Source organism: Mesobacillus subterraneus (genome assembly GCF_000934845.1).
Lineage (GTDB): Bacteria > Bacillota > Bacilli > Bacillales > Cytobacillaceae > Mesobacillus > Mesobacillus stamsii.
The window spans coordinates 1-27000 of the sequence record NZ_JXIQ01000104.1; the positions used below are offsets into that span (position 1 = coordinate 1).

Genomic DNA, 27000 nt, shown 5'->3' on the forward strand with positions numbered 1-27000 from the left:
TTGCCGCTAACTCCTCGAGACGTTTTTCGCCTTCGTGCCTATCAACAAAAAAGATTCGTTTAAGAATATGATGCATTCTCGCATAATTATACGTTAAAAATTTTTTATCGGACAGACTCCTAGGCGCTGGAGCTGGATTAAAAAACCAAAAGTAGTTTCCCACAACTAAATAATTTTATAATTTCCTAAACAGTAAAGAAAAGCTGCCAGCTCTTTTTTTATTTCTTCTGGCTGTCCATGCGTCTGGCAAAATCCACGAACCGGAACTTGTCGGGGCGGTGCCTTGACTCGGTATACTGGAAAAGAGTTGCATCGGCAAAATAAATATAATTTTTCACGATGACAATTGCGTGAAAGCCTTCCATATCCAAAAGCTCACGGTCCTCTTCATTCGGTTCCTCCACCGTGAATTCCTTTTTGGCAAAACTGATTTGTTTCTTGAGTTCTTGCTCAATATACTCAAAAATCGAATTTTGACACTTCTGACGAGATAGACCAGGCACCTGCTTTTCAACGATAAAATCCTTATCGAGAATCACCCGTTCTTCATCAATATGCCGAACCCTTTTTACTTTCCAGACCAATTCTTCGTTTACAATATTCAGTTCCTTTGCGATATCCGTTCCTGCCTGTTCGAGGACAAACCCATCCACAGTCGTCTTCGTTTTCCCCCCCATATTTTTAGCCAGTTCTTTAAAGCTAATCAACCCGGAGATCGGGAACTGATGCCTTTTTAAATCCAGCACGAGGGAGCCTTTGCCTCGGATTTTTTGGATAAAACCATTTTGCGCGAGAAGGTTCAGAGCTTTTCGGATCGTTTCGCGCGATGTTTGGTACCGATCGGCGAACTCATTCTCTGAAGGCAAAATTGTTTTGGGATGAAAATGCCCCTCGCGGATTTGCTGTGCGATCTCTTCATAAATCAATAAATACTTTTTCTGCATATCATCACCACACCAAGTCTAATTGCCTTCATTTTACCTTTTTTTTGATAATAAGAATACATAAGACTAGGTTGTTCACCTATTATCTCATTTTTTTCCAATATTTTGGTAAAAATAATTCTCCTAAAATCGCGAAAAATGGTTATACTTGTTCTGTAGGATGTTCTCTATATGGAACTTTTTCTTGAGATTTGTTATGATAAAACTATTAATTTAACAAGGTGTGTGGAAAGCATGATTGGTGAACGCGTCAAAAAACTTCGACAAGAAAAAAGAATGTCCCTATCCGAGTTAGCTGAGCAAGCTGGCGTCGCAAAATCCTATTTAAGCTCCTTGGAACGGAATTTGCAAACGAATCCTTCCATTCAATTTCTTGAAAAGATTGCTGGAGTTTTAAAAGTTCCAGTTGATCAATTGATCCATGAACAAGTCGATACCGAAAATATTGATTCTGACTGGGTTAATCTTGTGAAAGAAGCAATGGATTCCGGAATCAGCAAGGACGAGTTCCGTGAATTTCTAGAATTCAATAAATGGAAACTAAACAATAAATAATTTACAAAGGATAGCCTAGCTGCTGTCCTTTTTTCACAAAATAAAAGCACCTCAGGAATGAGCTGCCCTGATGATGATGATGTATGTATAAGTCTTTTTACTTCTGTTCGCTGTTCTTTATAAACTTTCTGATTTCCTCTTTATTTATCCCCATCTCTAAAGCTTCCATTATGAGCTGTATCCATTCTGTATCCAGTTCTTCGAAAATTACCTGTTCTTTAATCAAGCTCTTCCCCCCAAAATACAGTTTGTATTCCAGGCGGCCCGGCCATCATAGTGCTTTTGCACCTTAGATCCGTGACTTTGCGTCCTAGTTTTTCAACAAGTTTGCCTTTTTCTGTACCATTTTGCTCACTCACTTACTCCCATTGTCATTGTACCTTGCTCGCAAACGTTAGCATATAATTATTTGTCGTCAATTTATTGGATTTATTCTTCCTTTTCCTCTAAAAAAATACAAAATAATCGGTTTCTATTATATTTTTCTGAAAATTAAGAACTTTTACCTAGTGTTTTTTGTCACATTCTAGCTTTAATTGCTGAATAGTTTTTTTATGTCACCTCCGTAAAACTTTAGATTAGCCTTAAATATGGGTATCTTTGGAGTAACCAAGATTTTTCCACTGATACTTTCGGACTACTTTTTCCAGACTAACGGCATTAAAAAATGGGTATCTTGTTAAATCTTTGCCACAAACAGGGCAGAGCCATTCCCCATATTCACTGCTGCTGAAGGAAGGACGGTTACACTGATCACAGTTTTTTCGATACACTGTCATTTCCCCCTATTTTACCTATTTATTTTGAGTATAGTTCAGATATACCATTTTTGAAAAAGTCCAAAATAAGGCGAATATTCTTGAAAAAGAACGAAAATCGTTCTTTTTCAAGAATTATCTTTCGTTTTCTCACTTTTTTGTTTTTTAAAAAGACTTAATATGTTATTTATAAAGAACAATTTTGCGAATTTGTTGTAAGGCTTTATCATTAATTCTTAATTTTAAATTTTCTGTCATTAAATCGTCACAAAAAACCAGTCTATAACACTCTTTCCCCACTATTTTCTCGCAGATTGTTCACAACTCCCTGATAGGATTAAATTCGATCAAAGGAGGAGATTTCATGAAAAAATTACTTACTGCCATGATGGCAATTTTGTTGGCGATCACCCTATCAGCCTGCGGGAATGACTCCACCAACGAGCCAATGGGTGACCAGAATACAGCAAAGCCAGAAACGATTGTTAAAGAAAATGCTGGCGATGCTCATGCAAATGGCCCACACGAACCCGGACCGGATGATGTTTGTGCTTTCTGTAATATGAAAGTATATACAGAGGCAGACCCAATGGGCGTTTTCACGGCACAAGCAAAAACCAAAGACGGAGATTATTTGTTCTTTGATGATTCCGGATGTCTGCTTAATGCACCTAGACGCGACCAGCTTGAATTTGAAGAAAAATGGGTGCGTGATTACGTGACTTCAGAATGGATCCAGGCGGATGCTGCAATCCCCGTCAAAGCGAACCTGAAAACACCAATGAAATATGGCTACGCTTTCTTCCAAGATCAAGAAAGTGCCGAGAAATACACCGCTGAAAACAAAGATAAAAACGCGATTATAGCTTCATGGGAACAACTCGATCAGTTAGCGAGTGACAGATATAGGAAGAAAATGAATTCAAACAGTATGAACAAAGATTCAAACAATATGAAGAATAGCGGAGAATGATGATGGCAATAATAACCAAAGCGGCCATTGAATCTGCTTTAGCTGATCATCGCCTACCTTCAAAAAAAACTCCCGGAACTTTATCCTCCGGGAGTTTTTGCTTCCTTTTTATTCGAACGTCAGGAAGGTGATTTGAAAAATATTTTTTCTAATGGAATATAAATTCCATTTTGATGAACAAGTGAATCAACGGTATCACAGAGCTTCAACTGTCCTTCTTCCAGGAAGGCAGCTCGGTCCGCCAATTCCTCCACAAGGCTGAGAATATGCGTAGTAAAGAAAATCGTTTTTCCCTGCCGCTTCTCTTCCTGAATGATTTCCTTAAAGCGAAATACCCAAAATGGATCGAGACCATTTGTCGGCTCATCAAGAATTCTTAACGGAACATCCGGGAGCAGTGCCTGGGCAAGGGAAAGTCGCTGCTGCATGCCTTTTGAATAGTGTTTGATTTGTGTATCTCGCACTTCAAATAAACCAACCTGTTGAAGTGCGTCATTCACTTTATCATCCCCAATCCCTCTTAATCTCGCAAAAAATGCTAGCACTTCACGGCCTGTCAAATGACGAGGAAAGAGCATCTCATCAGGCATATAAGAAAATTGCTTTTTATACTCATGACTCCTTAGATCGAGATCTCTTCCTTCCAGCAAAACCTTGCCAGTGGTCGGCTTCATCATTCCGGTCAGCATTTTGATTAACGTGCTTTTTCCCGCACCGTTTCCGCCGCAAAGAGCAAAGATTTCCGACTTATTGATGACTAAGTGAATATCGATTACCTTTTTCGTCGCACTGTAATGCTTGGACAGTCCCTCCATCCTGATCCATTCATTCCTCATCTGCAACACCCCTTTTTAGCCTGTAAACGGAAAAAATCACCGGCAATAACATCCAGAGCAAGAAAGCAAAAATAAACAGCGTTTTTCCTGTCACCCCATCTGCCCAGATCGTCAAATCATATAAACGAGGTCCAAATACCGTTGCGCCGTCAAGCGACAGAATGGACTGAACCCGGATCAGTTCTATTGGATTCAGGAAAATGGACACTGTCAGCATCGGCAGCAGCCATTGCTTCCATAACAGCAGACTCAAACCCATAATGAGAAATTCATAGAAAAGGACAAGAAATGCCCAGATAATCAAACTAATGCCAAGTGCCTGAAATCGCGATTTGGCAAAGATCCCGATCACCAACGACAGCGACAAAAAAATTGCGGCAAGCATTAGCGAGTAGAGATAAAATAAAAACAGCAGCGATACAGAAACACCAGCACCTGAAAAGAAAATTACCAACAGTGCTGCACCATATCCAAAGGTCAGCACAGACCAGACGGCGACAAACAAACCTATATATTTTCCGATGATCACACTCCATGGTGAAACAGGATACGTCAGCAGCAGTAGCAGCCCCCTATCTTCCTTTTCGCCGGACAGAAACAGACTGCCTATCAACAGTGAAAGCAGGGGGATCAGCAATAAATTGATATTCAAGAGGCTCGCTGTCATTCGGTTAAATCCATCAAAGCCTGATCCCCCTGTGTTTCCAAGGAACGTAACCATGACGGCAAGTGAGGAGAACAACAAGCCAAATCCTGTCAGCCAATGGCTTCTCATTAACAAGGTGATCTGCTGCTTGGCAATATGCCTCATTGAGTCCAGCTCCACTCATGTTTTTTTAACTGCTGATAGTCCAGTACTTCTCCCATCCCTTGTTTTTTCACATATTGTTCAGCGCTTTCTTTGTCCTTAAAACTTACCACTCCATTTGCCATTGGCGTCCAAAAATCCGGGTGATATGCATGGAAAGCTTTTTCGAGCTCGATCCATTCACCCGTGTCAACATCACGAACGTATTTTTTTGCAGCCGTTTCCTCTTGAAGATTCGCTTCCATCTTAAGAAATTCTTCCATACAGCCAATGTCATCAAACTTGTATACTTCCCCATCAGCAGCAACAACTTCAGTGGCATAGTATTCATGGGCTAGACCCATATTGCAGACTTCGCATACATCAATTTCAGGATTAATTTCTTCTGGCTCCATCGCATTGTTGCTGCAGCCAGCTGCTGTGGCAGAAACCAGCAGAAATAAACCAAGCTTCTTGATCATCTGTATTTCCTTCCTTTCACCATCACAAATAAAGATATTGCCATACTTACTATTCCAATCACTCTGGACAGCCAGTTGACCCTGTTCTGCTCCACCGCCGAATAGTGAATTTCTGCCGGTTCTATCAGCGGACGCGCATCATAGACTTCCGCCGATCCAAAGCTCGGAAATAAGGATCCCGCTTTGGTCCACAGCTTAACTGACGGGCTTTCAAAAAAGAATTGCCAGTACGGTTGTTTACGGAGGATGCGGTCATATAATGAGCCGGCCTTATAAGCCTCCTCGCCAATTCCATCACCCGTCAGATCAAAACTACTGTAATCATCCCAGTAGTTCCCCCGAAAACCATCATCCAGCCTCCAATCTTCCCCTGAAATCCTGGACTGGACAACATTGCCAATAAAATTGTTTTCGGCAAAAAGATTCTTGTTGTTTTTTCCCACGAATTCAATTCCAAGCTGGTTAGCCGCAATCAGATTCTTGTTAATGAAAAGATTCACGCCGTTTTCCAATGAAAGCCCCGTGCTGTTCCGTAAAATTTCATTGCCCTTCACCACCACATTTTCTGTTTCATAAAGAAGAATGCCAAAACCACGGACATGAAAGTGATCGGTTACGCTGTTCTCCTGAAGAAGGATGTCTGCCGAATCCATCACCATCAACCCGGTGACATTCTTATCTATCCGGTTCCTCTCTGCAGAAATGTTTTTACTGAACATGAAATGCATTCCATATCGTGACTCATGGACATGGTTTTCGATTGCTTTGACATCTGCCGTAAAGTCATAGTAAATTCCATCTTGAACAGCAGTGATTTTGTTCCCATTCAGCAAATGACCGCTACCCTTAAACATGTGAATCCCGTTCCCTCGCTTCGAAAAATGTGATTGATAACTGGTAATACTATTTTTCAGTACCTGATTATCCTTGCTGTTTGCGATATAAATTCCATTATGAACATCTTTTAATGTGTTGTTCTCTATCCTATTTCCGTCTGCTTTCTTAATTAAGATTCCGCTGTCTTCCTGAGCTGAACCGCTATTTTGAATCGTCAGACCTTGTACAGTGACATTAGAAGCGTTGATCTCGATAACATTGCCGATTCCCCCGCCATCAATGATTGCCCCTTTCTCCCCCTTCAAGTTGATTCGCTTATTGATCACGATACTTTCCTTGTAGACAGCCGGAAGGATTAGGAGGGTATCCCCTGCTTTTGCCTGGTCGATTGCTCTTTGGATCGATTGGCCGTCCTCGACTTTAAGATTATTAGCACTAGTATCTATAGGCACAAACCAAAAAAGCAAAAGTATGATAATTCCGATTCGTCGTAAAAGCTTGTGCATACAGCCGCCTCCTACTGAAAGTTTCTCCATTTAAACCTAGCAAATAAATGTGATGAAAGCTTGAAATATTCATTAGGGAACGTTGAAGTCAATTGGAAGTTTAGAGGGGATTATACAGAGCACCGTCATATTTTCAGAATTATCAATAATTTAAATTGTCTATTTTATGACATTCACAATATAATGTAAGGACTATGTATATCTGATTAACTCGAGGAGGTTATGGTCGTGACGATTGTTCATATACTGAACTTCTCCATTCCGATTGTGATGATGCTAGGAATTGGTGTCGTTGTTGATAAAATGTGCAAGCCTGACCCACCGGAAAAAGAAGCCGAGTAAGCAAGCTACTGGCTTCTTTTTTCATCCTGATTTCGTTTGATTCTAATTATTGCTAGTTCGTGGCAGAATCAGAATTTCTACCCGGCGGTTTCTTGCTTTTCCTTCTGCTGTATTATTCGTTGCAATTGGCTGAAATTCGCCAAATCCTTTTGCGCTGAACCAACGTGGATCAAGCTGCTCATTTTTCAAAATGATTTTCATGAATTCCACGGCCCTCATGACGCTCAGTTCCCAGTTCGACTCATATCTCGCCGTTCTAATTGGAACATTATCTGTGTGTCCGCTGATGATGATATTTCGTGGAGGGTCCATGACAAGCAGGTCAGCGATTTCATATGCGATGTTGATATCTGTTGAACGGACATCTGCTTTGCCTGACTCAAATAGCACATTGTCACGAATCGTCAAAAGCAGTCCTTCATCGGTCAATTTCGTATTCAGCTTATCTGTCAGCTTTTTCTGTGCAATATAAGAGTTGACCTTCTTCTGGAGAGCCAAAAGTTCCAGCTGATCTTTGGCAAGATCGGCCTTTTCTTCCGCTTTCTTCTCCACATCTTCCTTGCGGTCTATTGGTGTTTGTATCTGCCCCTCTGGCATCGGGCTCTGGAACTCTAACACGCCAGTTCCGCCAGAAAATACATCATTAAAAGCTCTAGATAGTTGTTGAAATTTAACGGCATCTACAGAACTCATTGCGAATAGCACAATGAACAATGCAAGCAAGAGCGTAAGCAGATCTGCATATGGGATCAGCCAGGACTCATCCATATGCTCCTCATGTCGCTTCTTCTTCCTCTTCTTACTCATCCTTAGTCACGCCGCTTTCTTCAAGGATCAGTTTCCGTTCACTAGTTGGCAGATAGGAAGCAAGCTTCTGCTCGATTACCCGCGGTGCTTCCCCTTCAAGAATAGAAAGAATGCCTTCTATCATCATGTATTTCACTTGTGCTTCCTGTTGTGATTTTCGCTTCAATTTATTGGCGAATGGATGCCATAACACATAACCAGTAAAAATTCCCAGTAAGGTTGCCACAAACGCAGCACTGATCGCCCTGCCAAGCTCATCGGTATTGTCCATATGGCTTAGTGCTGCAATCAGCCCAACTACTGCCCCTAGAACCCCGAGAGTAGGTGCATATGTTCCAGCCTGGCTGAAAATGGCCGCACCTGACAAATGGCGTTCCTCCATCGCTTCCACTTCTTCCGATAGTACATCTCTGATGTAGTCAGCACTCTGTCCATCAACGGCAAGCGATAGCCCATTTTTCAAAAATTCATCATCGATTTCACTCGTCTTCGCTTCGAGTGCAAGCAGGCCTTCCTTTCTAGCAAGCTGGGCCCATTCAGAAAACATTCGAATCAACGACGGCATATCTGTACTTTCCTGTTCTTTAAATAAGATTTTGAACAATTTTGGTACTTTCTTCAGTTCTCTCGCTGGAAAAGCGATTGATACCGCTGCAATTGTACCTAAGATTATGATTAAGAAAGCTGCCGGATTCAAGAGCGCATTGATGTTTACCCCTTTCAATACCATCCCAACTCCGACTGCAATGAACGCTAAAATGACACCAATGATTGACGACTTATCCATGTACGACTCCCCTGTCTGCTTTCCTTCTAGTATTCTCTCTGGAATTTCTCGATGTAACTGTCCTACTATCTCTTTTTATTTCGACATTTTTTTAAAAATCTTAAGCGATTTAGCAATCAAAAAATTTTCAGTCAACTAATTAAGATTGTCGATTCCAAGGCCGATATAATATTTATACAAATGATTCATGGAGGAGGATTTTACTTGGAGGCTATTGAAAATCTCCGCAGACAGGATACGAGAAAGAAAAATGTCTTGATGGTAAGCACCTATTCGGTATCCATAATTGCGACTATTGCCTATACACTGATTGAAAAAGAACCATTCATGAAAACAATGGTTTATGTAAGTGAATTTGCATTTTTCCTCCTGTTTTTCTTGATTTTTCAGCTATGGCTTAAGAAAGAGGCTCTCTTCCCTTATGCTGCATTTGCTGCTATATTTGCCCACCAGTTCATCTATATCGGAGCATTCGGAGGTAATGGCGCATTCTTGCTAGTGCTGATATTCCTGGCAGTCTTCTCAGCCATCCATTTCAACCTGAAAATCTTCCTAACCGGCTACACCCTTGGTTTAGCGGCGATCATTATGAACACTTTGTTGGCCACAAAAAATCAAGATTTTTTAAGCAGCACTTTTGCAGCGATCCTGCTCAGCTACATTTTAATGGGAGCCGTATTGTTCGTGTTGATCCGTTTAAATAGGAATGCCTTTCAATCTCTGGAAGCCTTTCTCACGGAATCTGAAAAAGAAAAAGTACGGAAAGAGCAGCACAGTACCCTGCTGCATAGCGAGCTGCTTGTCGTGACAGAGAGTCTTGGCAAAATCAATGACCAAATCCAAACCCACCTGTCTTCGCAAACTGAAATGAAAATCGCTGTAACTGAAATTTCTGCCGGAAGCCAAATTCAGTCACAACAAATTAACCAAATTACTGAGAATGCCGAAATGATCAAGCAAAGAATGGACGAGATGGCGGATATGTCCATCTTGCTCTCGGAAAATACTTTACAGGCTGCCAAGGCGACAGAAACCGGTTCAACAAAAATCGGCGAACTTCAAAGCGATATAAAAGAGCTGGCTGCTTCCATATCCGATCTGAGCCAAACATTCTCCATGCTGACAAAAAAAATCGAGGAAACAAATGGTTTTATCGGCAATATCCGTAACATTACTGAACAAACGAACTTGCTTGCCTTAAATGCTTCGATTGAAGCGGCACGAGCTGGCGAGGCTGGAAAAGGCTTCTCCGTTGTTGCCAATGAAATTCGCAAGCTGGCGGAAATGACGAAAGAAACAGCCATCCAGATTACCGAAAACCTCACCTCCGTAAATGCAACAAACTCAGCTGCACTGGAAAGAATGAATGACAGCAGTGAAAAGCTGGAAGAAAGTCGTTCCGCTGTCGAGGTGGTTTCCGGATTCTTCGGGGAAGTCAGCAGTACGCTTCGTGAACTTACCAACCAATTCGGCCAATTCGAATTAACGGTTAGCGATGTCAAGAACCAAACAGGTGATGTCGAAGCCTCCACTCGTGAGCTTGCTGCAATCATTGAGCAGGCAACTTCCGGCCTAGAGGAAATGAATGCAACAATCGAAACCTTGAACGACGATAATCAGACAATAGCTGCGTACGTCAGCCAGACCGCAGCAGCCGCTGAAAAAATCAAGACCGTTGGGGAATAATTAGAAGGACCGGGCAAACTGCTCCCGGTCCTTTTTTGGTTTTGCTGTTCATCGGGCACATAGCGAGCGAATTGGAAATCACAACTCCGCAAATTTTATCTGTTTCGTGTTTTTTTTACTCAAACAACTGCCATAAGGGCTCTATCAGGCAGAAAGATACCCTTTTGCGAGCATTTCCTCCTCCATAAGGGCATCTCTCGGGCGGAAAGATACCCTTATGCGAGCTTTTTCACCTCCATAAGGGCATCTCTCAGGCGGAATGATACCCTTATGCGAGCTTTTTCCCCTCCATAAGGGCATCTATCAGGCGAACGATACCCTTTTGCGAGCTATTTCCCCTCCATAACACTCTTGCGGAACGATACGCAGTTAATTCCCTTATTAGTATAATTTTGATCATATTCATCTAGGTGCAAATGATAATACTCTCTTAAACATGGAAGCTCATCAACAATCTAAAAAAACGATGGCCAGGCTGGATTTCTCCACCTGGCCATTTGATTATAATAATTTCTTTTGTTTTTTTCTAACTAAATAGAGAAAAAGAAACACCTCATGGATGAATAATTTTCATCATGGGGTGTGAATCAACCATCATGCGTGTTTCTTATTGGTATCCTTTTGCATTCTCTTTTAAAATTTTATCTTTGAACAATGTGTAGCTCCATGATTGGTATGCAAGAATGATTGGAACGAAAATAAGCGCAACGATAAACATGACCGTTAGATTGAGCTTGCTTCCGGCTGCGTCGAATAGATTGACACTGTAGGAACTATCAATCCTTGATGGCAGCATGTTCGGGAACATTCCAATTAGTCCGAACGCCATTTTTGTAAAAATGGTTACGCACACGGAAGCGAACGCATAACCGATTTTCTTTTTAAAAATAAAGTATGCAGACGCAAGCATCGCAGCCAATACGAGCACCGGTACAATCCAAAGGACCGGATGCTCTGAGTAGTTATCCAACAGCGGCGTTTGGTTCACCGTTGCCAGCAAGAATAACGATAGGATCGCAGGCGCGACTCCTGCCAGCACACGCGAAATCCGATAAGCCCGTACTGCTGTTTGTCCTGATGTTTTTAACTGAATCCATAAGGAACCAGATAGCAGGAACAGCGAAACAAACAAGAATCCTCCTAAAATCCCGTACCCATTAAGTAGGCTAAACAGATTTCCTTCATAGCCGTTTGCGCCAATCATCAAGCCGCGATATAAGTTGGCAAAAGTTACCCCAAACAAGAAGGCAACTAAGAAGCTGCCGGCAAAAAAACTCCATTTGCAGACTGCCTGCCAGGTGGGGTTGTCATCTTTATGCATGAATTCGAGTCCAACTGCCCTTATGAACAAAGCAATCAAGACTAGGTATAACGGCGTGTACAAAAAGCTGAACATATCAGCGTAGACGTCCGGGAATGCTGCGAATGTCGCTCCCCCAGCGGTAATCAGCCAGACCTCGTTTCCACCCCAGAATGGTCCGACTGCTTCCTGGAGCTGGTTGCGCTCCTGGCGGTTTTTCGCCGTGAAAGGCAATAGCATTCCAGTTCCAAGTGTGTATCCGTCTAGAATGAAATAGATGGTCCAGATTAATCCCCAAAGCCCAAACCAAATGATCGCCAGTGTATCATGAGACATGCTTCACGCCTCCCCCAAGACTATAGTGAGCCTCTGATTCCGGCCCTTTCTTCGCATACTTAACGATTAAATAAACATCGGCTACCAGCAAAACTGTGTAAAAAATGATAAGTGCCGCCAACGAGAAGACTATTTGTGAGCTAGCAATAGGAGACACACCATCTGAAGTTTTCATCAATCCATAAACGACCCATGGCTGTCGTCCAGCTTCTGCGACCATCCATCCAGCATTGATTGCTAGGTATGGCAGGAGTACCGAATAAAGGACAAGTTTCAAGTATTTCGGTGAAGTTTCCAGCTTGTTTTTCCGGTACAAATACAATCCATACCATGATACAGCAAGAAAAAAGATGCCGAGTGCAACCATAAGCCTAAAGGCATAAAATACCAGTTCAATATTTGGCTGCTCATCCTTCGGGAGATCATTAAACCCGGTTACCTCCCCGTTAAATGAATTTGTGTAAAGAAAGCTTCCGATCTTCGGAATGCTGATCGCTGCGAATGCATTCCGCTGATTTTCCTGATCAGGAATTTGAATTAGATGGAACGGCATGCCCTTCTGTGTTTCCCATACTGCTTCCATCGCCGCTCCTTTTGCGGGCTGCATCTTTGCCGCAAATACGCCTGACTGATGGCCGATGAACGGAGTCAGCGTAGCCGAAAATAGCGCCATGGCCAACCCATATTTAAACGATTTCTTATAAAAGGCTGTTTCATTTTTCCTCAGCAAATGATAGGCACTGATGGCCATCATGAAAAATGCCCCTACGATATATGCACTGACGACTGTATGTACGAACATATACCAAGCATATGGATTGGTGACGAGCTCCGCAAAGCTGTTCAGCTCGACCCGACCATTATTCAGGACATAGCCGACGGGATTTTGCATAAAACCATTTGCAGTGATAATCCATAGTGCGGAAATATTCGTACCGAGCGCCACCATCCAGATAGAAACCGCCCGCAGCTTTGGCGAAAACCTGTCCTTGCCGAACAGCCAGATGCCCATGAAGGTCGATTCAAGGAAAAAAGCGGCCAGAGCCTCGATCGCCAGCGGAGATCCGAAAATATCTCCCATATATTTTGAATACTCCGACCAGTTCGTTCCAAATTGGAACTCCATCGTAATGCCGGTGATCACCCCAAGAACAAAGTTGATTGCGAATAGTTTTCCCCAATAATCCGCCATCCGCTTATACGTCTGATCCAGTGTACGGGCATACTTTGTCTCCATGATGGCAACAAGAATGACCAGCCCCAGCGTCAGCGGTACAAACAAGAAATGATAAAACACGGTAACAGCAAACTGGATCCGGCTTAATAACAGGACCTCATCCATTTTTGGTACCTCCCAAATTAAAAGTTTGTGAAAAAAACAACAATATCTTAATTCTATTTTAAAAAAATTTTGTGATTGATAACGAAGATTTTTGTAGACATTTTGTGACATTATTGTGATGCACGTCACTATATTAGAATACCGAGCAAACTGCGCCCGGTTGGTTTGGATTTAACTAAATCCATCAGTTTATGAACGCTGATTTCATTTGAGACAGTCCGGACATTATTAAAGTAATCAAAAAAGCAGGCCCTATATTTTAGGGTCTGCTCTAGTTAAATTTTCCCAATGTTTGATGGATCTGTGCTGATTCCAGGCTGGCCGGGCATCCAGTTTGCCGGTACGCCTTCACCAGTTTGTTTTGCAAATTGCAGTGCCTGAAGGATTCTGACATGTTCCGGAAGATTCCGGCCTACATCATCAGGATAAGTCAGCTTTGTTCTAATGATTCCTTCCGGGTCGATGAATACCGATGTCCTGAAACTTGCCCCGGAGGCAGCATTAAGAACCCGGTATGCCCGGCTAATGACCTGGGTTCTGTCACTGACCATTGGGAATATTACATTTTTCAAGGAAGGCGATATTTCTTTAAACACCCAATGGCTGTAAATACTGTCGGTACTGATCGACATCATCTCTGCTCCAAGCGCCTTAATATACGGATAAATGGCAGCGACCGCCGCCAGTTCTGTCGGTCAGACAAAGGTGAAATCGCTCGGGTAGAAAAATAAAATAACCCATTTTCCTCGATAATCCTCCAAATTCATTTTTTTGATATCCCCATCGATAATCGCCTCTGCCGAAAACAGGGGGGCCTGATCATCCAGGTTTGCACAAAAAATAGTCGGATACTTTACTAAATCTTCAGCATAAAGTTTTTCATCCATACAAGCACCCTCCTTACTTAAAATTTGTCTCTATCCAATCTTATGCTATTCATTTTTTATATTTCAGGTTCCATCAGGAAAAACTATTTTGACAAGAAAGGAGGATTCATGAATGAGCAGAGGCAAAGAATTCAACCATAAGAAAAAAGGTCATCCCGGTGATTTACCTGAAGGTGCATTTACAGCTAAGCGGCCTGAAACTGAGGCGCAGGAAGACGAGGAATTCCTGGTTGTCCAGGAAGCTTTCAAAAATCGTATCGAGAAAGAGGAAAGATAACTTATTTTTAGAACCTGGCAATCGCCGGGTTCTATTTTTGAAACTTTTCGTATCAAAATTCGTATAGTTATTCGTACACCATTTTTTATCACTCAGTATACAAATTTGGGGAGGAAATAAAATGATCGTATCCACTACATCCACATTGCAAGGCAAAGAAGTAGAAACCTATTTGGGGATTGTCTCTGGGGAGGCCATTATGGGGGCCAATGTCGTGCGTGACTTTTTGGCAAGCGTCACCGATGTGATTGGCGGCAGGAGTTCCGCATACGAAAGCAAGCTTGCGGAAGGGCGCGAAATCGCGATTCGCGAAATGGAAGACAAAGCCCGCCGCATGGGAGCTAATGCGATAATCGGCGTCGACCTTGATTTCGAAACCCTGCGCGAAGGCATGATGATGTGCATCGCCACCGGAACTGCAATCAAAATAAAGGAATAATGTTGAAAAGGACCTGGCATGCTGCCCGGTTCTTTTGCGTGAAACCATCAATCTTGCCGCTTTTTAAAATTGGCGATCACCATCCCGCCGCCTACTACTGAATCATTTTGGCGATCGAAGCCAAGTTTCTCATACAGCTTTATTGCTGGTGCATTTGCAGCGCCGGTTGAGACAATTATTTCGGAGAAGTTTTGCTGTTCCAAATATGCAATTAGCTTCCTGGCAATTCCTCTTCGGAAAAAGTCTGGATGGACCATCATTCGGTGAATATCCATCACTTCCCCGTCTTTTTTAAAAGAAACCGCACCAGCGAGACTGCCATCGATATAACAGCCAAGGAAGGTTTCGCCACAATTTTGCAGCTGCTCGAATGTTTCCTTTAACGGGGGTATTTCGTCCGAGCCAATTAAGTCTGCTTCCATCCTGTATGACTTTCTCTGCAGTTCCAGGATTTCAGCGGCTGCCTTTACATCAAGCAGCTCAATTTCCCTGATGACAGGCAGTATTCCATATTCATTGATTTTGTTTAAGATCAACTCGGGCCTTCCTTGAAGATCAGGGAGATTGTCCAATGCAAAAAAGCGGAGCTCCTTGCTTTCCCCATCGAGTATTTGCAGCTCGCCCTCCCAATCAGTGCATGCGTACAAGGCGATCGCGTTATAGATTTCGTCGCCGTTTGGATATTGAAAGTAATATTCCTCACCAGCAATCACATTCAAAAACTTCAGTTTATGAAGGACAAGTCCTGTTTCCTCAGACAGTTCTCTGCGGGCTGTTTCCTCAAAGCTTTCGCCCGGTTCCATTGCACCCCCTGGAATTCCCCACCTGCCAGTATCAGACCGAAGCTGCAGCAGCACTTCATATTCCTTATTAAAAACAAGAACAGCAGAACCAGCCAGGATGAACGGCCGGCTGCCAATCAACTCACGGATTTCTTTAATATAATCGCTCATACTCTCCCCCATTACAAAAATTCCGTTTTTTCTATTATACTAAGAAAAGCATTGTTTTTTGAAAGGAGCAATTATGAAATCTCTAGTCCTTGCAGAAAAACCAAGCGTTGCCCGCGAGCTTGCGCGTGTGCTTGGCTGCACTAAAACAAATAAAAGCTATTTTGAAGGAAATCAACACATCGTTACTTGGGCACTTGGCCACTTGATCGAACTCAAGATGCCAGAGAACTATGATCCGAAGTATAAGGTTTGGAAGCTGGAGGAGCTGCCAATCATCCCCGATAAAATGGGGCTAAAGGTCATCAAACAGACGAGCCATCAATTTAAGGCGATTGAGCATCTCGCCGAGCGCAAGGATGTTGGCGAATTCATCATCGCAACGGACGCCGGGCGTGAAGGAGAACTTGTCGCCAGATGGATTCTGCAACGCATCAACTGGCGAAAGCCAATCAAGCGGTTGTGGATCTCTTCCCAAACGGACAGGGCTATTAAGGATGGTTTTAAGAACCTGAAGCCTGGCAAGCAGTTTGAGGATCTTTACGAATCAGCTGTCTGCCGTGCTGAGGCTGACTGGCTGATCGGCTTGAACGTCTCTCGAGCTTTGACAACCAAATATAAGGATCCACTATCTGCAGGCCGGGTCCAGACACCAACCCTAGCCATGATCCTTGAGCGTGAGGATGAAATGAATAAATTCGTCCCGAAGGATTACTGGACCATCCAGGCAAAGGTTGGCTCCCTAAGTGCAGAATGGGAGCATAAAGGAGAAAAACGCATTTTTTCCAGAGAAAAAGCAGAAGAAATCCAACAGAAGCTTTCCAATAAAAAAGCAGTCTTGAAATCACTGGACCGCAAGCAGAAGTCTGATCCACAACCGATGCCGTATGACCTAACAGAATTGCAGCGTGACGCCAATAAACGCTTCGGCTTCTCAGCAAAGAAAACGTCCAATGTGCTACAGGGCTTGTATGAACAGCACAAGCTTGTCACCTATCCGAGGACAGATTCACGCTATTTGACGACTGATATGGAAGCAACGATGGCGGACCGGCTTCAGGGAATCATGTCCGGTTACAAGGATGAAGCCAAGCCGGCACTTGCTAACAATGGCAAGGTCCAGGCGCGCCGTGTGTTCAATAATGAAAAAGTCACTGACCACCATGCCATCATCCCAACAGAGGAGCGGCTTCATCTCGCTGATTTGTCACCCGATGAACGGAAACTCTATGACTTAATTGTCCGAAGGTTCTTGGCTTTATTTTACCCGGCGTATCAGTATGAAGTTGTCCACGCTAGTTTCGAGGTCGAGGGCGAAGCATTGTCCGCTCGCGAAACGAATATTCTAGAGCTTGGCTTTAAAAAGGTTCTTGGAAAAGAGGAGGATGATTCAAGCACTCAATCGCTTGCCCATCTGGAAAAAGGCAAAAGCTACTCTGTGGGCCAGGTTACAATAAACAAAAAGATGACTGAAGCCCCCTTGCGCTTGTCTGAATCGGATATCCTTTCAAAGATGGAGAAATTCGGCCTTGGTACTCCGGCAACAAGGGCAGAAATCATCGAACGCCTGATTTCGTCGGAGGTCGTCGAACGCAAGGATGGCCGCTTCTATTCTACGAAAAAAGGCAAACAGTTGATTGATCTTGTGAACGATGAACTCACTTCCCCAGAGCTGACGGCAAAATGGGAAAAAAAACTCGAGGAGATTGCTCATGGCAAAGGCGATGCGAAGGCATTCAAAAAAAGGATTCGTGAACAGACTTCCCTGCTTGTATCCGAAATCAAGAAAAGCAGCAAAACTTACCGCGCTCATAACTTGACAGGATCTAAATGCCCTGAGTGTGGAGAATTCATGAAGGAACGCAAAACAAAAGAAGGTCGCATTCTTGTGTGCTCAAATTCTGAATGCAGCTACCGCAAACATAAGGACCCTAAGCTGTCACAACGCCGTTGCCCGCAATGCCACAAGCGGATGGAAATCCACGACGGCAAAGCAGGCGCTTATTTCCAGTGCCGACGCTGCAATGTTGTCGAAAAAGCTGAGGACAAAAAGCAAAAAGGCGTAACCAAACGCGAGGAGCGTAAACTCAAGGAAAAATACGCGCCATCCGAGGCGAATTTTGGCACGAGTCTCGGAGACTTATTGAAAGCAGCCCTTGAGGATAAAGAATAGTTTTTCCAACAGCACCTAAGTAGGTGCTGTTTTTTTGTAAGTTGTTTTACTAAGTATTTGCTTGAAAAAAATTCCTATAGAGTAGTATGATATTTATTGGTTGTCATTTTTTGAAACTAAGGAGAAGCATCATGAGGATAAGAGATTGGGATCGCAACTTGAAGATTCGCCTGTTTGGCGAAGCGTTGATGAATATAACATTTTGGATGTTTTTTCCGTTTTTAACGATTTATTTTGCCGAAAGCTTCGGAAAAGACAAGGCTGGTTTCTTGCTGATTTTTTCCCAGCTATTCTCGGTATTTGCCAATTTGCTTGGAGGTTATATGGCCGATAGATTTGGCCGCAAGCGAATGATGGTGCTCTCTGCATTTGGGCAAGGGATTGCCTTCCTTATTTTCGCCTATGCTGTTTCACCGTGGTACACGTCACCAATGCTTGGGTTTATCTGCTTCACGCTTGTCGGCATTTTCGGTTCGATCTACTGGCCGGCAAGCCAGGCGATGGTGGCCGACGTCGTCCCGGAAAAAGACCGCAGCAGTGTTTTTGCGATTTTTTATACGCAGATCAATATCGCCGTCGTCATCGGTCCGATCCTCGGTACGATTTTTTATGTCAAATACCGGTTTGAATTGATGATTGCAGTGGCCATCATCTCCATTTTACTCGCGCTTGTCCTCTCAAAATGGACGCGCGAAACTGTCCCTGCATCTGCTAAGCAAGCTCGCGCAGAAAAAGGGAAATGGTATGAATTCCTTATAGAACAGTTTGCTGATTACAAGGTCATCATTCAGGATAAAGTTTTTCTCCTGTTCATCATTGCTGGAGTTCTCGCAGCGCAAACTTTCATGCAGCTTGATTTGCTGTTCCCTGTTTATACAAAGGATATGGTGAATAATCAAACGATACTAGAACTAGGCAGCAAAGTGTTCACCGTGAATGGCGAGCAGGCCTTTGGTTTGATTCTTTCCGAAAACGGATTGCTTGTTGCCCTGTTCACGGTAGCTGTCACGAAATGGGTCACGCGATTCCCTGAACGGAATGTATTTGTGTTGTCGTCGTTTTTTTATGCCGTTTCGATTTTAATGTTCGGGGCTACTCACTGGATTTGGGGATTGATTTTGGCAATGGCCGTCTTCACCTTAGCTGAATTGTTGACGGCAGGCTTGCAGCAAACCATCATTTCAAATTTAGCGCCGGAGCAAATGCGAGGCCAATATTTCGCAGCTGCATCCTTACGTTATACCTTTGGAAGGACGATTGCACCAATCAGCATTCCGCTTACGGTGTGGATCGGATATCGCTGGACCTTTACTATTCTGAGTGTTCTTGCTGTCTTAAGCGCGATCCTGTTTTGGGTGATGTTCAGAATGTATGAAAATAGGAAGCAGTTTGGCCTTTAATTTGATTTGCTGCTTGATTCTGTTAATAATAGCTGTCCTAGTTTCTTTTTTTTCATGAAATCGGTACAATATAAAGGAAGATTCAGAAAAGGGGCGAAATAAATGAGTGATTTTCAAACGAATTTAGCAAAGTATGCGGACCTCGCTGTCAAGGTTGGCGTAAACATTCAGAAAAACCAAACGCTTGTCATCAACACAACCATTGACTCCGCTGATTTTGTACGACTTGTTGCCAAACAAGCATACGAAGCAGGCGCAAAGAACGTTGTGGTGAACTGGAATGATGATGTTGTGAACAGGACGAAATACGACCTGGCACCCGATGAGGCTTTCACTGAATATCCTGAGTGGCGTGCTCGTGAAACGGAAGAACTGGCTGAAAATGGCGCAGCCTTCATGTCGATTGTGTCATCAAGTCCAGATCTTTTAAAAGGGGTTCAATCTGAGCGTATTGCAAACTTCCAAAAAGCAGCCGGAACAGCACTGTCTAAATACCGCAAATACATACAATCTGATAAAGTCAGCTGGACAGTTATTGCTGCTCCTTCTGAAGGCTGGGCGAAAATGGTTTTCCCTGAGGATTCAACGGTAACTGCTGTTCAAAAGCTTTGGGACGCAATTTTCAAGGCTGTCCGCGTTGATACCCCGGATCCTGTTGCGGCATGGAAAGAGCATGACGCTTCCCTGCATGAGAAGGTCGATTACCTGAATAGCAAACGCTACAAGAAGCTTCACTATAAAGCACCAGGCACAGACTTGACAGTCGAGCTTCCAGAAAAACATATTTGGGTCGGCGCTGGCAGCATAAACGAGCAAGGCAATGAATTCATGGCCAATATGCCTACTGAAGAAGTCTTCTCTGTTCCTTTAAAAACTGGCGTGAACGGCTATGTATCAAGTACGAAACCGCTTAGCTACGGCGGCAACATTATCGACAACTTCAAGCTGACTTTCGAAAAAGGAAAGATCGTCAGCGTCGAAGCGGAAGAAGGCGAAGAAATCCTTAAGCAGTTAGTGGCAACGGACGAAGGCTCACACTATCTTGGCGAAGTGGCACTTGTTCCTTTTCATTCGCCGATTTCTCAATCAAATGTGCTGTTTTTCAACACGCTTTTTGACGAGAATGCATCCAACCACTTTGCAATCGGAAGTGCTTATGCATTCTGTGTAGAAGGCGGAAAAACGATGTCTTCAGAAGAGCTGGCTAAAAATGGCCTGAACGAAAGCATCACCCACGTTGACTTCATGATTGGCTCCGATCAAATGGACATCGACGGCATCTCAGCCGATGGCACTGCCGAACCAGTCTTCCGCAATGGTGACTGGGCACTGTAATATTCCAATACTAATATGAACCCAGCCGGCATAATGTTTGGCTGGGTTTTTGTATGGAACGGTTTTGGGGATTCGGCTCTGCTACTGGCAACTTTTCTCTTATGCACCCTAAATCACTATGCTATAATGGAGTTATCAAGGAATCATTGTATATAATATTAGCTATATTGTTAACCTAATTGTTTATCTGGGGGCGACGTCTTGATTCAATTACAGATTATTGTTTCAGGAAAGGTTCAGGGTGTGGGATACCGTTACTATACACAAATGAAAGCTATTCAATTTGGCATTACAGGCTGGGTACGGAATCTGCGGGAAGGTGGCGTTGAGATTCTTGCTTCGGGCGCTAAAGATAATCTTGAGAAGTTCATTGATGAGGTGCGAAGAGGCAATCCCTTTTCCACAGTGGACCACATTGAAGTGAACGAGATTGAAAACACAGAAACCTATAAATCTTTCGCAATAAAATATTAACAGGCAGAGGAATCATCATCTGCCTGTTTTGTTTAGAGTCAGTTTAGCAATGGCCCTCTTGCTTTTCCCCCCACTTTCTCGCAGAATATAAGGGATACAAATGTTAGGAGGTTTATAGTAAATGTGGAAGGAATTCAAGAAATTTGCCTTTAAAGGAAATGTGCTGGACCTTGCTGTCGGGGTCATCATTGGCACGGCTTTTGGAAAAATTGTTTCCTCACTGGTTGATGACATTATTATGCCGATTGTCGGACTTGCAACATTTGGAGCGGATTTTTCCGATCTTACCTATAAGGTGGTTAAATACGGTGCGTTTCTTCAATCAGTTGTTAACTTCTTTATTACAGCGTTCGCCATTTTCTTATTCATTCGATTCATCGGGCGCTACCGAAAAAAACAAGAAGCTAAGCCTGCTGCTCCCGATAGCAAAGAAGAACTGTTAAAAGAAATCCGCGACCTGCTGAAAGCAAAAAGCGGGATATGATAGTTATACATATAGGAATAGAAGGTTATCATGAACATTCTTTTTAATGAAAATTTTGGATTTGGTAACAACAAATTTCTCCATAAGGGTTGAAATGTCCTTTATTTATTTTCCTTAATCACAAAAATTCTTAGCAATCTGAGTGTTCTCTACAAAATTCAAGGCGACAACTATTTTTGCAAAAGTCAAGTTAACTCATGGAAAGGCGGTCCTCAGCGGAGTTCGTATATACCATTATTTAACTGAATTACCTGATTTTTAAGTAGGTTGGAAGTGTTTTTGGCTGTTTCATCCGGGTATATGTATAGTGCAAGGCCAATACAAAAACTAGAAGGGACTGGTTAAAGTGAAAGACTTTACGGCGACTTCGGAATACGTCATTGGCTATGCAAGCGGAGGAAGATTTGCGTTTCTGTCACAAGGCACGCTTGTCTTAAATCGATACATTTAAGATCGATTGACCCAAGCTTGTCAAAATGACTGGCAAAGCCGAAAGACTCCTCCCATTGTCCGGATATCGGGCGTAAAAAAGGTGCTGGCCAAGTGGCCCGCACCTTTTTTACCGCTTGCAAATGTTTACTCGATTCGAACATCAGGGTAAACAATAACTATCTTAATGAGGAGGTTTTAGACATGGAAAAAGAGCATATCATTCATAAAGATGGCGAAGTGGATACGAGCAAGGTAGGCGAAACGCTAGAGCGGATAGATACGCAGCAGGCCGATGAAATCCTTGGTGATTTTAATGAGTTCAGGACTTATTTAAGCAAGCGGATCAATCTTGGAAAAACGGCTGGCTTAAATGAAGAACAATTGGCAAAAACGGCGGAAAAGGTCGCCGGTTACCTCGCCGAAAACCTCGCTCCGCGCAATAAAGAAGAACAGCTATTGCAGGAACTGTGGAAGGTTGGCAATAAAGAACAGCAACATGCCCTTGCCCATATGCTTGTCAAACTAGCTGAATAACAAAAGTTCAGCCGACTCGATGAGATAGGCGCTACTTGAACAAAAAAAATCGCCCGCGGGCGATTTTTTTTTGCTAAAACTTACCCAAAGAAACGGTTCTTCTTTTTTACATTCAGAATATCTCCCATCCAGCCTTTTATCTTCAAATAATAGTAGAGGGCTGTTGTCGAAGCGATGATCAATGTTACTGCGAATGCATACCCTAACTTCCACTCCAGTTCAGGCATGACTTTAAAGTTCATTCCCCACAAGGCTCCCCATGCTGTCACTGGAGTGAATAGGATTGTCATAACGGTCAGCGTCTTCATGATCTCATTCCCACGGTGAGTGGAGACGACTTCTTCGAGATTGATCATCGTATCGATTGCCTGCTGGTATTCGCTCAGCAGCATCCTTATCCGGCTGACCCGTGTCTCTACCCGCTTAAATTCCCTGTTTTCTTGAAGGTCTGTTCCATAGGCTTCCTCAGCAATGAGTTTTATCTCGACAATCGGAACAATTAGATTTTTCCAAATCAAGAGCTCATGCCTGTTTTCGTAGATTTTCTCGAGGATTTTGAGATTGTTTTGCTCCTTCATTTCCCATAATAAATTATTAAGACGTTCTTCATAGCCATCTATCTTTTGTAAATAGGTCGACAGTATTTCTCCAAGTAGAATAAAAAAGCCTTCTATTGCATTTTCTGCCTGATCCATTCTTTTTTGTACGCCAAATGAATTTGCGTCAAGAAACGAGAAATCAAAATTAATCGTTATGAAAAAGTCCCTTGAGATATAAAACTGAAAAATATTCTTTTCCCCCTTCTCCTCGATATTCTGCTGATAAATTAGTGAGCCCCAAAAGTATTCTTTCCCTCTTGTCTCAATGTTAAGATTGAGGAGATTCTCATTCTGCTCTAGTAAATTTCCAAACCACTCGCCACTGTGCGAACTGCTTGCTACCAACTTTTTTACTTTTTCCTCGTCATCCTTATTGTAATCAAACCATTTCCATTTTTCTTGGTTAAATGTGTATTCCAATGGTCTCAGACCCTTTCCTATGGCATCAACTATTACTTTTCCCCTTATTAATCGGCTTGAAACGGATAAGCTAATAGTTGACAGACCTTCTATGTAAAAATGTTTTTCGAATCACTCAATCGGGTAACTAGTAATACAGAAGAAAAAGTCTGTACAGGAGGGATAAAACGATGCAAACCAAAAATGCTGTCATGTTAGGTGTTGGAGCTGCAGCCCTGTGGATGGCACTGAAACCGGAAAATAAAGCAAAGCTTTCCGAGGTGGCTACACAATTAAAAGACAAAGTGCTGCCAGCGAAGTCAGCTGTTTTACCGGTAGAAAAAGCCGGCAATCCGGATCCTCTTGATCTAGAAGATAATAAAATGGTTAGCGAAGGCGCGATGTATGGTGTGAATTACTACAACGAGAATCTTCAGCAGCAACGATAAAAATTTGTCCGGGGAATATTCCCCGGTCTATTTTTGTTTAGATTATACCTTTGCATTCCATACTAGATAATGCGAGGGGGATCGAGGGAATGGGCATTTTATTCATTTTCATATACCTATTCATCGTGTTTACCGTGATTGAAATTAACACTTCCATTTTTGTTGCTACTGGTTTGGAGCGAAAAGTAGCCAGGTTCCAGGTTATCTCCATGTTAACAGGAACTGGATTTACAACCGGGGAATCTGAGCTAATTATTGATCATCCTGTCAGAAGACGTCTTGGCGCATTTTTGATTTTGTTCGGGGCTTTCTCACTGGCTGTCATAATTTCAGCTATCAGCAAACTGTTAGAGAATGAATTTTTCACAATGGAAATCACCTATGTTGCCGGAGGGCTATTTATCTTGTTGTTACTATTGAGAATGTCACTCGTGCAGCGTTTCCTGTCAAGAAAATTGAAAAGCGAGTTAAAAGAGAACTATAAGCTGGCTGATTTGCCGATCAGTGATGTCCTTGTAATGGACAAGGAGGATGAGGTACGGGAAGTTACTATACATGAAGATTCTCGGTTTACTGATAGAAAATTTGATGAAATTGTTGATGTAGAAGATGATATAATTCTTTTATTCATAAAAAGAGGCGAAATCAATATCCGTAACAAAGCACATGAGACGAAATTAAAACCAGGTGACAAACTGATTCTATACGGCAATAACCCGAAAATGGAGGAAAAATTTAAAGATGCCTGAATTTCAGGCATCTTTTTCCTATTCCATTGAGTTACTTGCTCTGATTTTCTCTAAGCAGCTGCGCTATCCCTTCCTTGCAGACCCCAAATTGGAGCCAGGAGCAGTTTTTACAAAGTTCATCAAGGTCATCAGGCTTAACTTTTTCGGCGGTCCAGTTTACAAGTTCTGACTTTAAATAGCGCTGACCCGCCACCAGTCCTAAATGATTGATTACCTTTCCATCCATTGATAACACATGTTCATTGGAACCTTCACTTGCTTCGCAAATCTCAAGTCCTCGGTGCGGACAGGACATACAGGCGTCATCGAATGCAGCAACCACCTTTATGTAAAAGTCCTGTCCGGGATCACGGATATCCTTCACAATCGCTTCCATTTTGTTAATAAATTCCGCACTGTAGCCCATCCCTCTGAAACCATGCACACAGAGGAGATGATGTCCTCGCATTATTTTTTCCAAACCATCACTCCCCGTAAAAACTTCGGTTTAGTTATTAATTCTATAAAATCTTTTGAATTCCTTTTACAGATTTTCCGAACGGGAAAGCCCACTACGGTGCGATAGCACCCCCTTTAGGGGTGGAAGTCTCAAAACCGTGAATCTCTAACGATGTTCCTGGTTGGCCAAGTGATGCCAATCTTCTTGCAAATCGTCAAATAATGGAGCAGCAAGATGACCATACTTCCTGTATTCATGCCAATGATGACTCCCTCCATTCCCAGGCCTGGCCTAGTGCCGAGCAAATAAATCAGCGTGAAAGTAAGGATCGTTGCATAGACGGAATGAAGAAAGGCATCCTTCACTAGCCCAAGCCCGATTAGATAGGCCTGCATTGGGATCGTAAAATAATGGAACAGGAAGTAAGGTGCGAGCAGCTGCAAAAAGACTGCCGCTTGTTCTGAATGAAAAAAAGTCATCGTTAATGGTTCAGCCAAAAAGTAAAAGGCTGTTACTGCTGGCAATCCATAAAATAAGGTTAGCAGCATTACCTGCTGGAGCAATTTCTGCAGCTTTACGAATTCTTTTTCCCCATAAGCCTTGGAAACGGTCGGAATCAGGATGATCAGAAAGGACTGGGCAATGAATGCAGGAAAAAAACCAATCGTCATCGCAATTCCCGCCATCATCCCGAATTGTTCCGTTGCCATTTCAGGTGTTAGTCCCGCGCTAACAATCGCAAATTTAATTAAGAAAGGCTGGACTGCATGGGTCAGGGAGTGAAAAATTCTCAGTCCTGTCGTCGGAACAGACACTTCCACTAAATTTTTTCTGACTTCTCGTCCACTTACAGTCTTACCAGGCACTCTTCTGATTTTTTGATAGGACATAATGAAGTGATGCAATAAATACAGGAATACGACGAATTCACTCCCGGCAAGCGTGCAAAAAGCCACGAGCAGTGCGGTTTCGCTGTTAAACTCGAAATACTGGAATAAAGCCGTTAACAATGCAAGCTGAACAGCCCGACGCAGGAAATGAGAGACTGCGATCCTCGCCATCTCTTGTTTTCCCATGAAAAACCCTCTGGCAACCGCGGTAATCGTCATAACGGGGATGAGCGACAGAACAACCCATTTCAGCAAGGGATGATAGTCATGGAATACCGGAATGATCGGGAGTACGATAGCAGCCAAAACCAGCAGCACCGATGTAAACACCACAGCCAGCCTGAGGGCATGCTGCATCATGCTTCGATGGTATGATTCATCATGCTCGGCAATCATCTTGGATATTGACACTGGCAATTCAAAATTTGCCAGCAGCATAAACAAGAAAATGGTCGGCAAGATCGTCATATAGTGCCCCATCCCACTCTCCCCAAGCTCGCGAGCAAGAATCATATTGACGAGGAATTCCACTACTTCACCTAGAAAAGTAGCAATCACGAGGATCGACATCCCTTTTAAAAAAGTACTCATAGCCTCTCTCCCAATCCTGACTCATTTACTTCTATAAATATATGAGACAAGTTCGGACAATATTAATGAAAATGCAAATTGGCCAGCGATTGGAAGAAGCAAATCCCTTCGTTTGGCAGTTTGATAACGAATTGGAAGATAGAAAAGCGCAAGCCCCTTTCTGATTGTGGCAACTTCCTAGTGGCAAGCACCTTTCTACTCGCCGTTTCCTTCTCCTGCTT

General features: G+C 42.9%; 29 protein-coding genes, 1 pseudogene and 1 riboswitch. Of the genes and pseudogenes, 13 read left to right on the top strand and 17 right to left on the bottom strand.

Translation table 11 applies throughout. The features are described 5' to 3' along the window. Nucleotides 1-218: 218 nt before the first annotated feature. Nucleotides 219-944: a trehalose operon repressor gene (treR, locus tag UB32_RS13470; RefSeq protein WP_044394482.1), complete on the bottom strand. Its 726-nt coding sequence runs from the start codon at nt 942-944 to the stop codon at nt 219-221. Between the two features lie 234 nt (nt 945-1178). Here treR and UB32_RS13475 point away from each other — a divergent pair, with 234 nt between their 5' ends. Continuing rightward, a complete protein-coding gene (locus UB32_RS13475) occupies nt 1179-1499 on the top strand; it encodes a helix-turn-helix domain-containing protein (RefSeq protein ID WP_044394507.1) in 321 nt (106 codons plus the stop codon). 97 nt (nt 1500-1596) lie between these two features. On the opposite strand, the gene UB32_RS19855 is transcribed toward UB32_RS13475, so the two are convergent. Together UB32_RS19855 and UB32_RS19860 are read right to left on the bottom strand one after the other, a co-directional pair. Beyond that, on the bottom strand, nt 1597-1725 hold the full coding sequence (locus UB32_RS19855; RefSeq protein ID WP_128721549.1) for an anti-repressor SinI family protein: 129 nt from the start codon (nt 1723-1725) through the stop codon (nt 1597-1599). A 29-nt stretch (nt 1726-1754) separates the two neighbouring features. Further along, nucleotides 1755-1841, bottom strand: a riboswitch (cyclic di-GMP riboswitch). 242 nt (nt 1842-2083) lie between these two features. Next, entirely contained in the window at nt 2084-2272 is a 189-nt protein-coding gene (locus UB32_RS19860) for a hypothetical protein (protein WP_128721550.1), read from the bottom strand. Between the two features lie 349 nt (nt 2273-2621). Here UB32_RS19860 and UB32_RS13480 point away from each other — a divergent pair, with 349 nt between their 5' ends. Further along, nucleotides 2622-3230 carry a nitrous oxide reductase accessory protein NosL gene (locus UB32_RS13480; RefSeq protein WP_044394483.1) on the top strand — a complete coding sequence of 203 codons (609 nt, stop codon included), beginning with the start codon at nt 2622-2624 and terminating at the stop codon, nt 3228-3230. 119 nt (nt 3231-3349) lie between these two features. On the opposite strand, the gene UB32_RS13485 is transcribed toward UB32_RS13480, so the two are convergent. From UB32_RS13485 to motA, 6 genes are all read right to left on the bottom strand, one after another. After that, on the bottom strand, nt 3350-4066 hold the full coding sequence (locus tag UB32_RS13485) for an ABC transporter ATP-binding protein (RefSeq protein WP_044394484.1): 717 nt from the start codon (nt 4064-4066) through the stop codon (nt 3350-3352). Beyond that, nucleotides 4056-4877: an ABC transporter permease gene (locus UB32_RS13490; protein ID WP_044394486.1), complete on the bottom strand. Its 822-nt coding sequence runs from the start codon at nt 4875-4877 to the stop codon at nt 4056-4058. Before UB32_RS13490 ends, UB32_RS13485 begins: the two co-directional genes overlap by 11 nt. Then, on the bottom strand, nt 4874-5335 hold the full coding sequence (locus tag UB32_RS13495) for a nitrous oxide reductase accessory protein NosL (protein WP_052807034.1): 462 nt from the start codon (nt 5333-5335) through the stop codon (nt 4874-4876). The genes UB32_RS13490 and UB32_RS13495 overlap by 4 nt, the downstream gene beginning before the upstream one ends. Beyond that, the gene (gene nosD / locus UB32_RS13500; RefSeq protein WP_044394487.1) at nt 5332-6678 is read right to left on the bottom strand and encodes a nitrous oxide reductase family maturation protein NosD; all 1347 of its coding nucleotides are present in this window, start codon (nt 6676-6678) and stop codon (nt 5332-5334) included. Before nosD ends, UB32_RS13495 begins: the two co-directional genes overlap by 4 nt. 384 nt (nt 6679-7062) lie before the next feature. Continuing rightward, on the bottom strand, nt 7063-7827 hold the full coding sequence (gene motB / locus UB32_RS13505; RefSeq protein WP_044394488.1) for a flagellar motor protein MotB: 765 nt from the start codon (nt 7825-7827) through the stop codon (nt 7063-7065). Then, complete coding sequence (motA, locus tag UB32_RS13510) at nt 7820-8614, bottom strand: flagellar motor stator protein MotA (protein WP_044394489.1); 795 nt, start codon at nt 8612-8614, stop codon at nt 7820-7822. Before motA ends, motB begins: the two co-directional genes overlap by 8 nt. Before the next feature lie 204 nt (nt 8615-8818). Here motA and UB32_RS13515 point away from each other — a divergent pair, with 204 nt between their 5' ends. Then, entirely contained in the window at nt 8819-10300 is a 1482-nt protein-coding gene (locus UB32_RS13515; protein ID WP_044394490.1) for a methyl-accepting chemotaxis protein, read from the top strand. Between the two features lie 607 nt (nt 10301-10907). Here the strand turns inward: UB32_RS13515 and cydB are convergent. From cydB to UB32_RS13530, 3 genes are all read right to left on the bottom strand, one after another. Further along, a complete protein-coding gene (gene cydB / locus UB32_RS13520) occupies nt 10908-11936 on the bottom strand; it encodes a cytochrome d ubiquinol oxidase subunit II (RefSeq protein ID WP_044394491.1) in 1029 nt (342 codons plus the stop codon). Continuing rightward, entirely contained in the window at nt 11926-13278 is a 1353-nt protein-coding gene (locus tag UB32_RS13525) for a cytochrome ubiquinol oxidase subunit I (protein ID WP_044394492.1), read from the bottom strand. The genes cydB and UB32_RS13525 overlap by 11 nt, the downstream gene beginning before the upstream one ends. 275 nt (nt 13279-13553) lie before the next feature. Then, complete coding sequence (locus UB32_RS13530; RefSeq protein WP_277813887.1) at nt 13554-14165, bottom strand: peroxiredoxin; 612 nt, start codon at nt 14163-14165, stop codon at nt 13554-13556. Between the two features lie 112 nt (nt 14166-14277). Between UB32_RS13530 and UB32_RS20200 the strand changes: the two genes are divergently transcribed. After that, entirely contained in the window at nt 14278-14442 is a 165-nt protein-coding gene (locus UB32_RS20200; protein ID WP_198528202.1) for a hypothetical protein, read from the top strand. A gap of 121 nt (nt 14443-14563) precedes the next feature. Beyond that, nucleotides 14564-14881 (top strand): YbjQ family protein, encoded by a 318-nt coding sequence (locus UB32_RS13540; RefSeq protein WP_044394495.1) that lies wholly within the window; start codon nt 14564-14566, stop codon nt 14879-14881. Nucleotides 14882-14928: 47 nt separating this feature from the next. On the opposite strand, the gene UB32_RS19535 is transcribed toward UB32_RS13540, so the two are convergent. Further along, complete coding sequence (locus UB32_RS19535; RefSeq protein WP_307192492.1) at nt 14929-15417, bottom strand: GNAT family N-acetyltransferase; 489 nt, start codon at nt 15415-15417, stop codon at nt 14929-14931. After that, nucleotides 15403-15834: pseudogene (locus UB32_RS13545) on the bottom strand (NUDIX hydrolase); the annotation flags it as partial. The pseudogene UB32_RS13545 and the gene UB32_RS19535, both read right to left, overlap by 15 nt. A 73-nt stretch (nt 15835-15907) precedes the next feature. On the opposite strand from UB32_RS13545, the gene UB32_RS13550 reads away from it, so the two are divergent. The 6 genes from UB32_RS13550 (at nt 15908) to UB32_RS13575 (ending at nt 22663) form a co-directional block, all read left to right on the top strand. Further along, on the top strand, nt 15908-18004 hold the full coding sequence (locus UB32_RS13550) for a DNA topoisomerase III (protein ID WP_044394496.1): 2097 nt from the start codon (nt 15908-15910) through the stop codon (nt 18002-18004). 131 nt (nt 18005-18135) lie between these two features. Continuing rightward, the gene (locus UB32_RS13555) at nt 18136-19404 is read left to right on the top strand and encodes an MDR family MFS transporter (protein ID WP_044394497.1); all 1269 of its coding nucleotides are present in this window, start codon (nt 18136-18138) and stop codon (nt 19402-19404) included. 102 nt (nt 19405-19506) lie between these two features. Beyond that, nucleotides 19507-20739 (top strand): aminopeptidase, encoded by a 1233-nt coding sequence (locus UB32_RS13560; RefSeq protein ID WP_044394498.1) that lies wholly within the window; start codon nt 19507-19509, stop codon nt 20737-20739. 201 nt (nt 20740-20940) lie between these two features. Continuing rightward, entirely contained in the window at nt 20941-21213 is a 273-nt protein-coding gene (locus UB32_RS13565; RefSeq protein ID WP_044394499.1) for an acylphosphatase, read from the top strand. A 121-nt stretch (nt 21214-21334) separates the two neighbouring features. Continuing rightward, a complete protein-coding gene (gene mscL / locus UB32_RS13570) occupies nt 21335-21697 on the top strand; it encodes a large conductance mechanosensitive channel protein MscL (RefSeq protein ID WP_044394500.1) in 363 nt (120 codons plus the stop codon). A 633-nt stretch (nt 21698-22330) separates the two neighbouring features. Further along, nucleotides 22331-22663, top strand: coding sequence for a DUF3243 domain-containing protein (locus UB32_RS13575; protein WP_044394501.1), 333 nt, complete (start codon nt 22331-22333; stop codon nt 22661-22663). Between the two features lie 80 nt (nt 22664-22743). Here UB32_RS13575 and UB32_RS13580 read toward each other — a convergent pair whose 3' ends face one another. Then, the gene (locus UB32_RS13580) at nt 22744-23682 is read right to left on the bottom strand and encodes a magnesium transporter CorA family protein (RefSeq protein ID WP_044394502.1); all 939 of its coding nucleotides are present in this window, start codon (nt 23680-23682) and stop codon (nt 22744-22746) included. A gap of 170 nt (nt 23683-23852) precedes the next feature. Between UB32_RS13580 and UB32_RS13585 the strand changes: the two genes are divergently transcribed. Next, a complete protein-coding gene (locus UB32_RS13585; RefSeq protein WP_044394503.1) occupies nt 23853-24110 on the top strand; it encodes a hypothetical protein in 258 nt (85 codons plus the stop codon). Between the two features lie 89 nt (nt 24111-24199). Beyond that, nucleotides 24200-24859, top strand: coding sequence for a TrkA C-terminal domain-containing protein (locus UB32_RS13590; protein WP_044394504.1), 660 nt, complete (start codon nt 24200-24202; stop codon nt 24857-24859). Between the two features lie 31 nt (nt 24860-24890). On the opposite strand, the gene UB32_RS13595 is transcribed toward UB32_RS13590, so the two are convergent. Beyond that, a complete protein-coding gene (locus UB32_RS13595) occupies nt 24891-25307 on the bottom strand; it encodes a DUF1284 domain-containing protein (RefSeq protein WP_431305972.1) in 417 nt (138 codons plus the stop codon). Nucleotides 25308-25447: 140 nt separating this feature from the next. After that, entirely contained in the window at nt 25448-26779 is a 1332-nt protein-coding gene (locus UB32_RS13600; protein ID WP_044394506.1) for a polysaccharide biosynthesis protein, read from the bottom strand. Nucleotides 26780-27000: the final 221 nt, after the last annotated feature.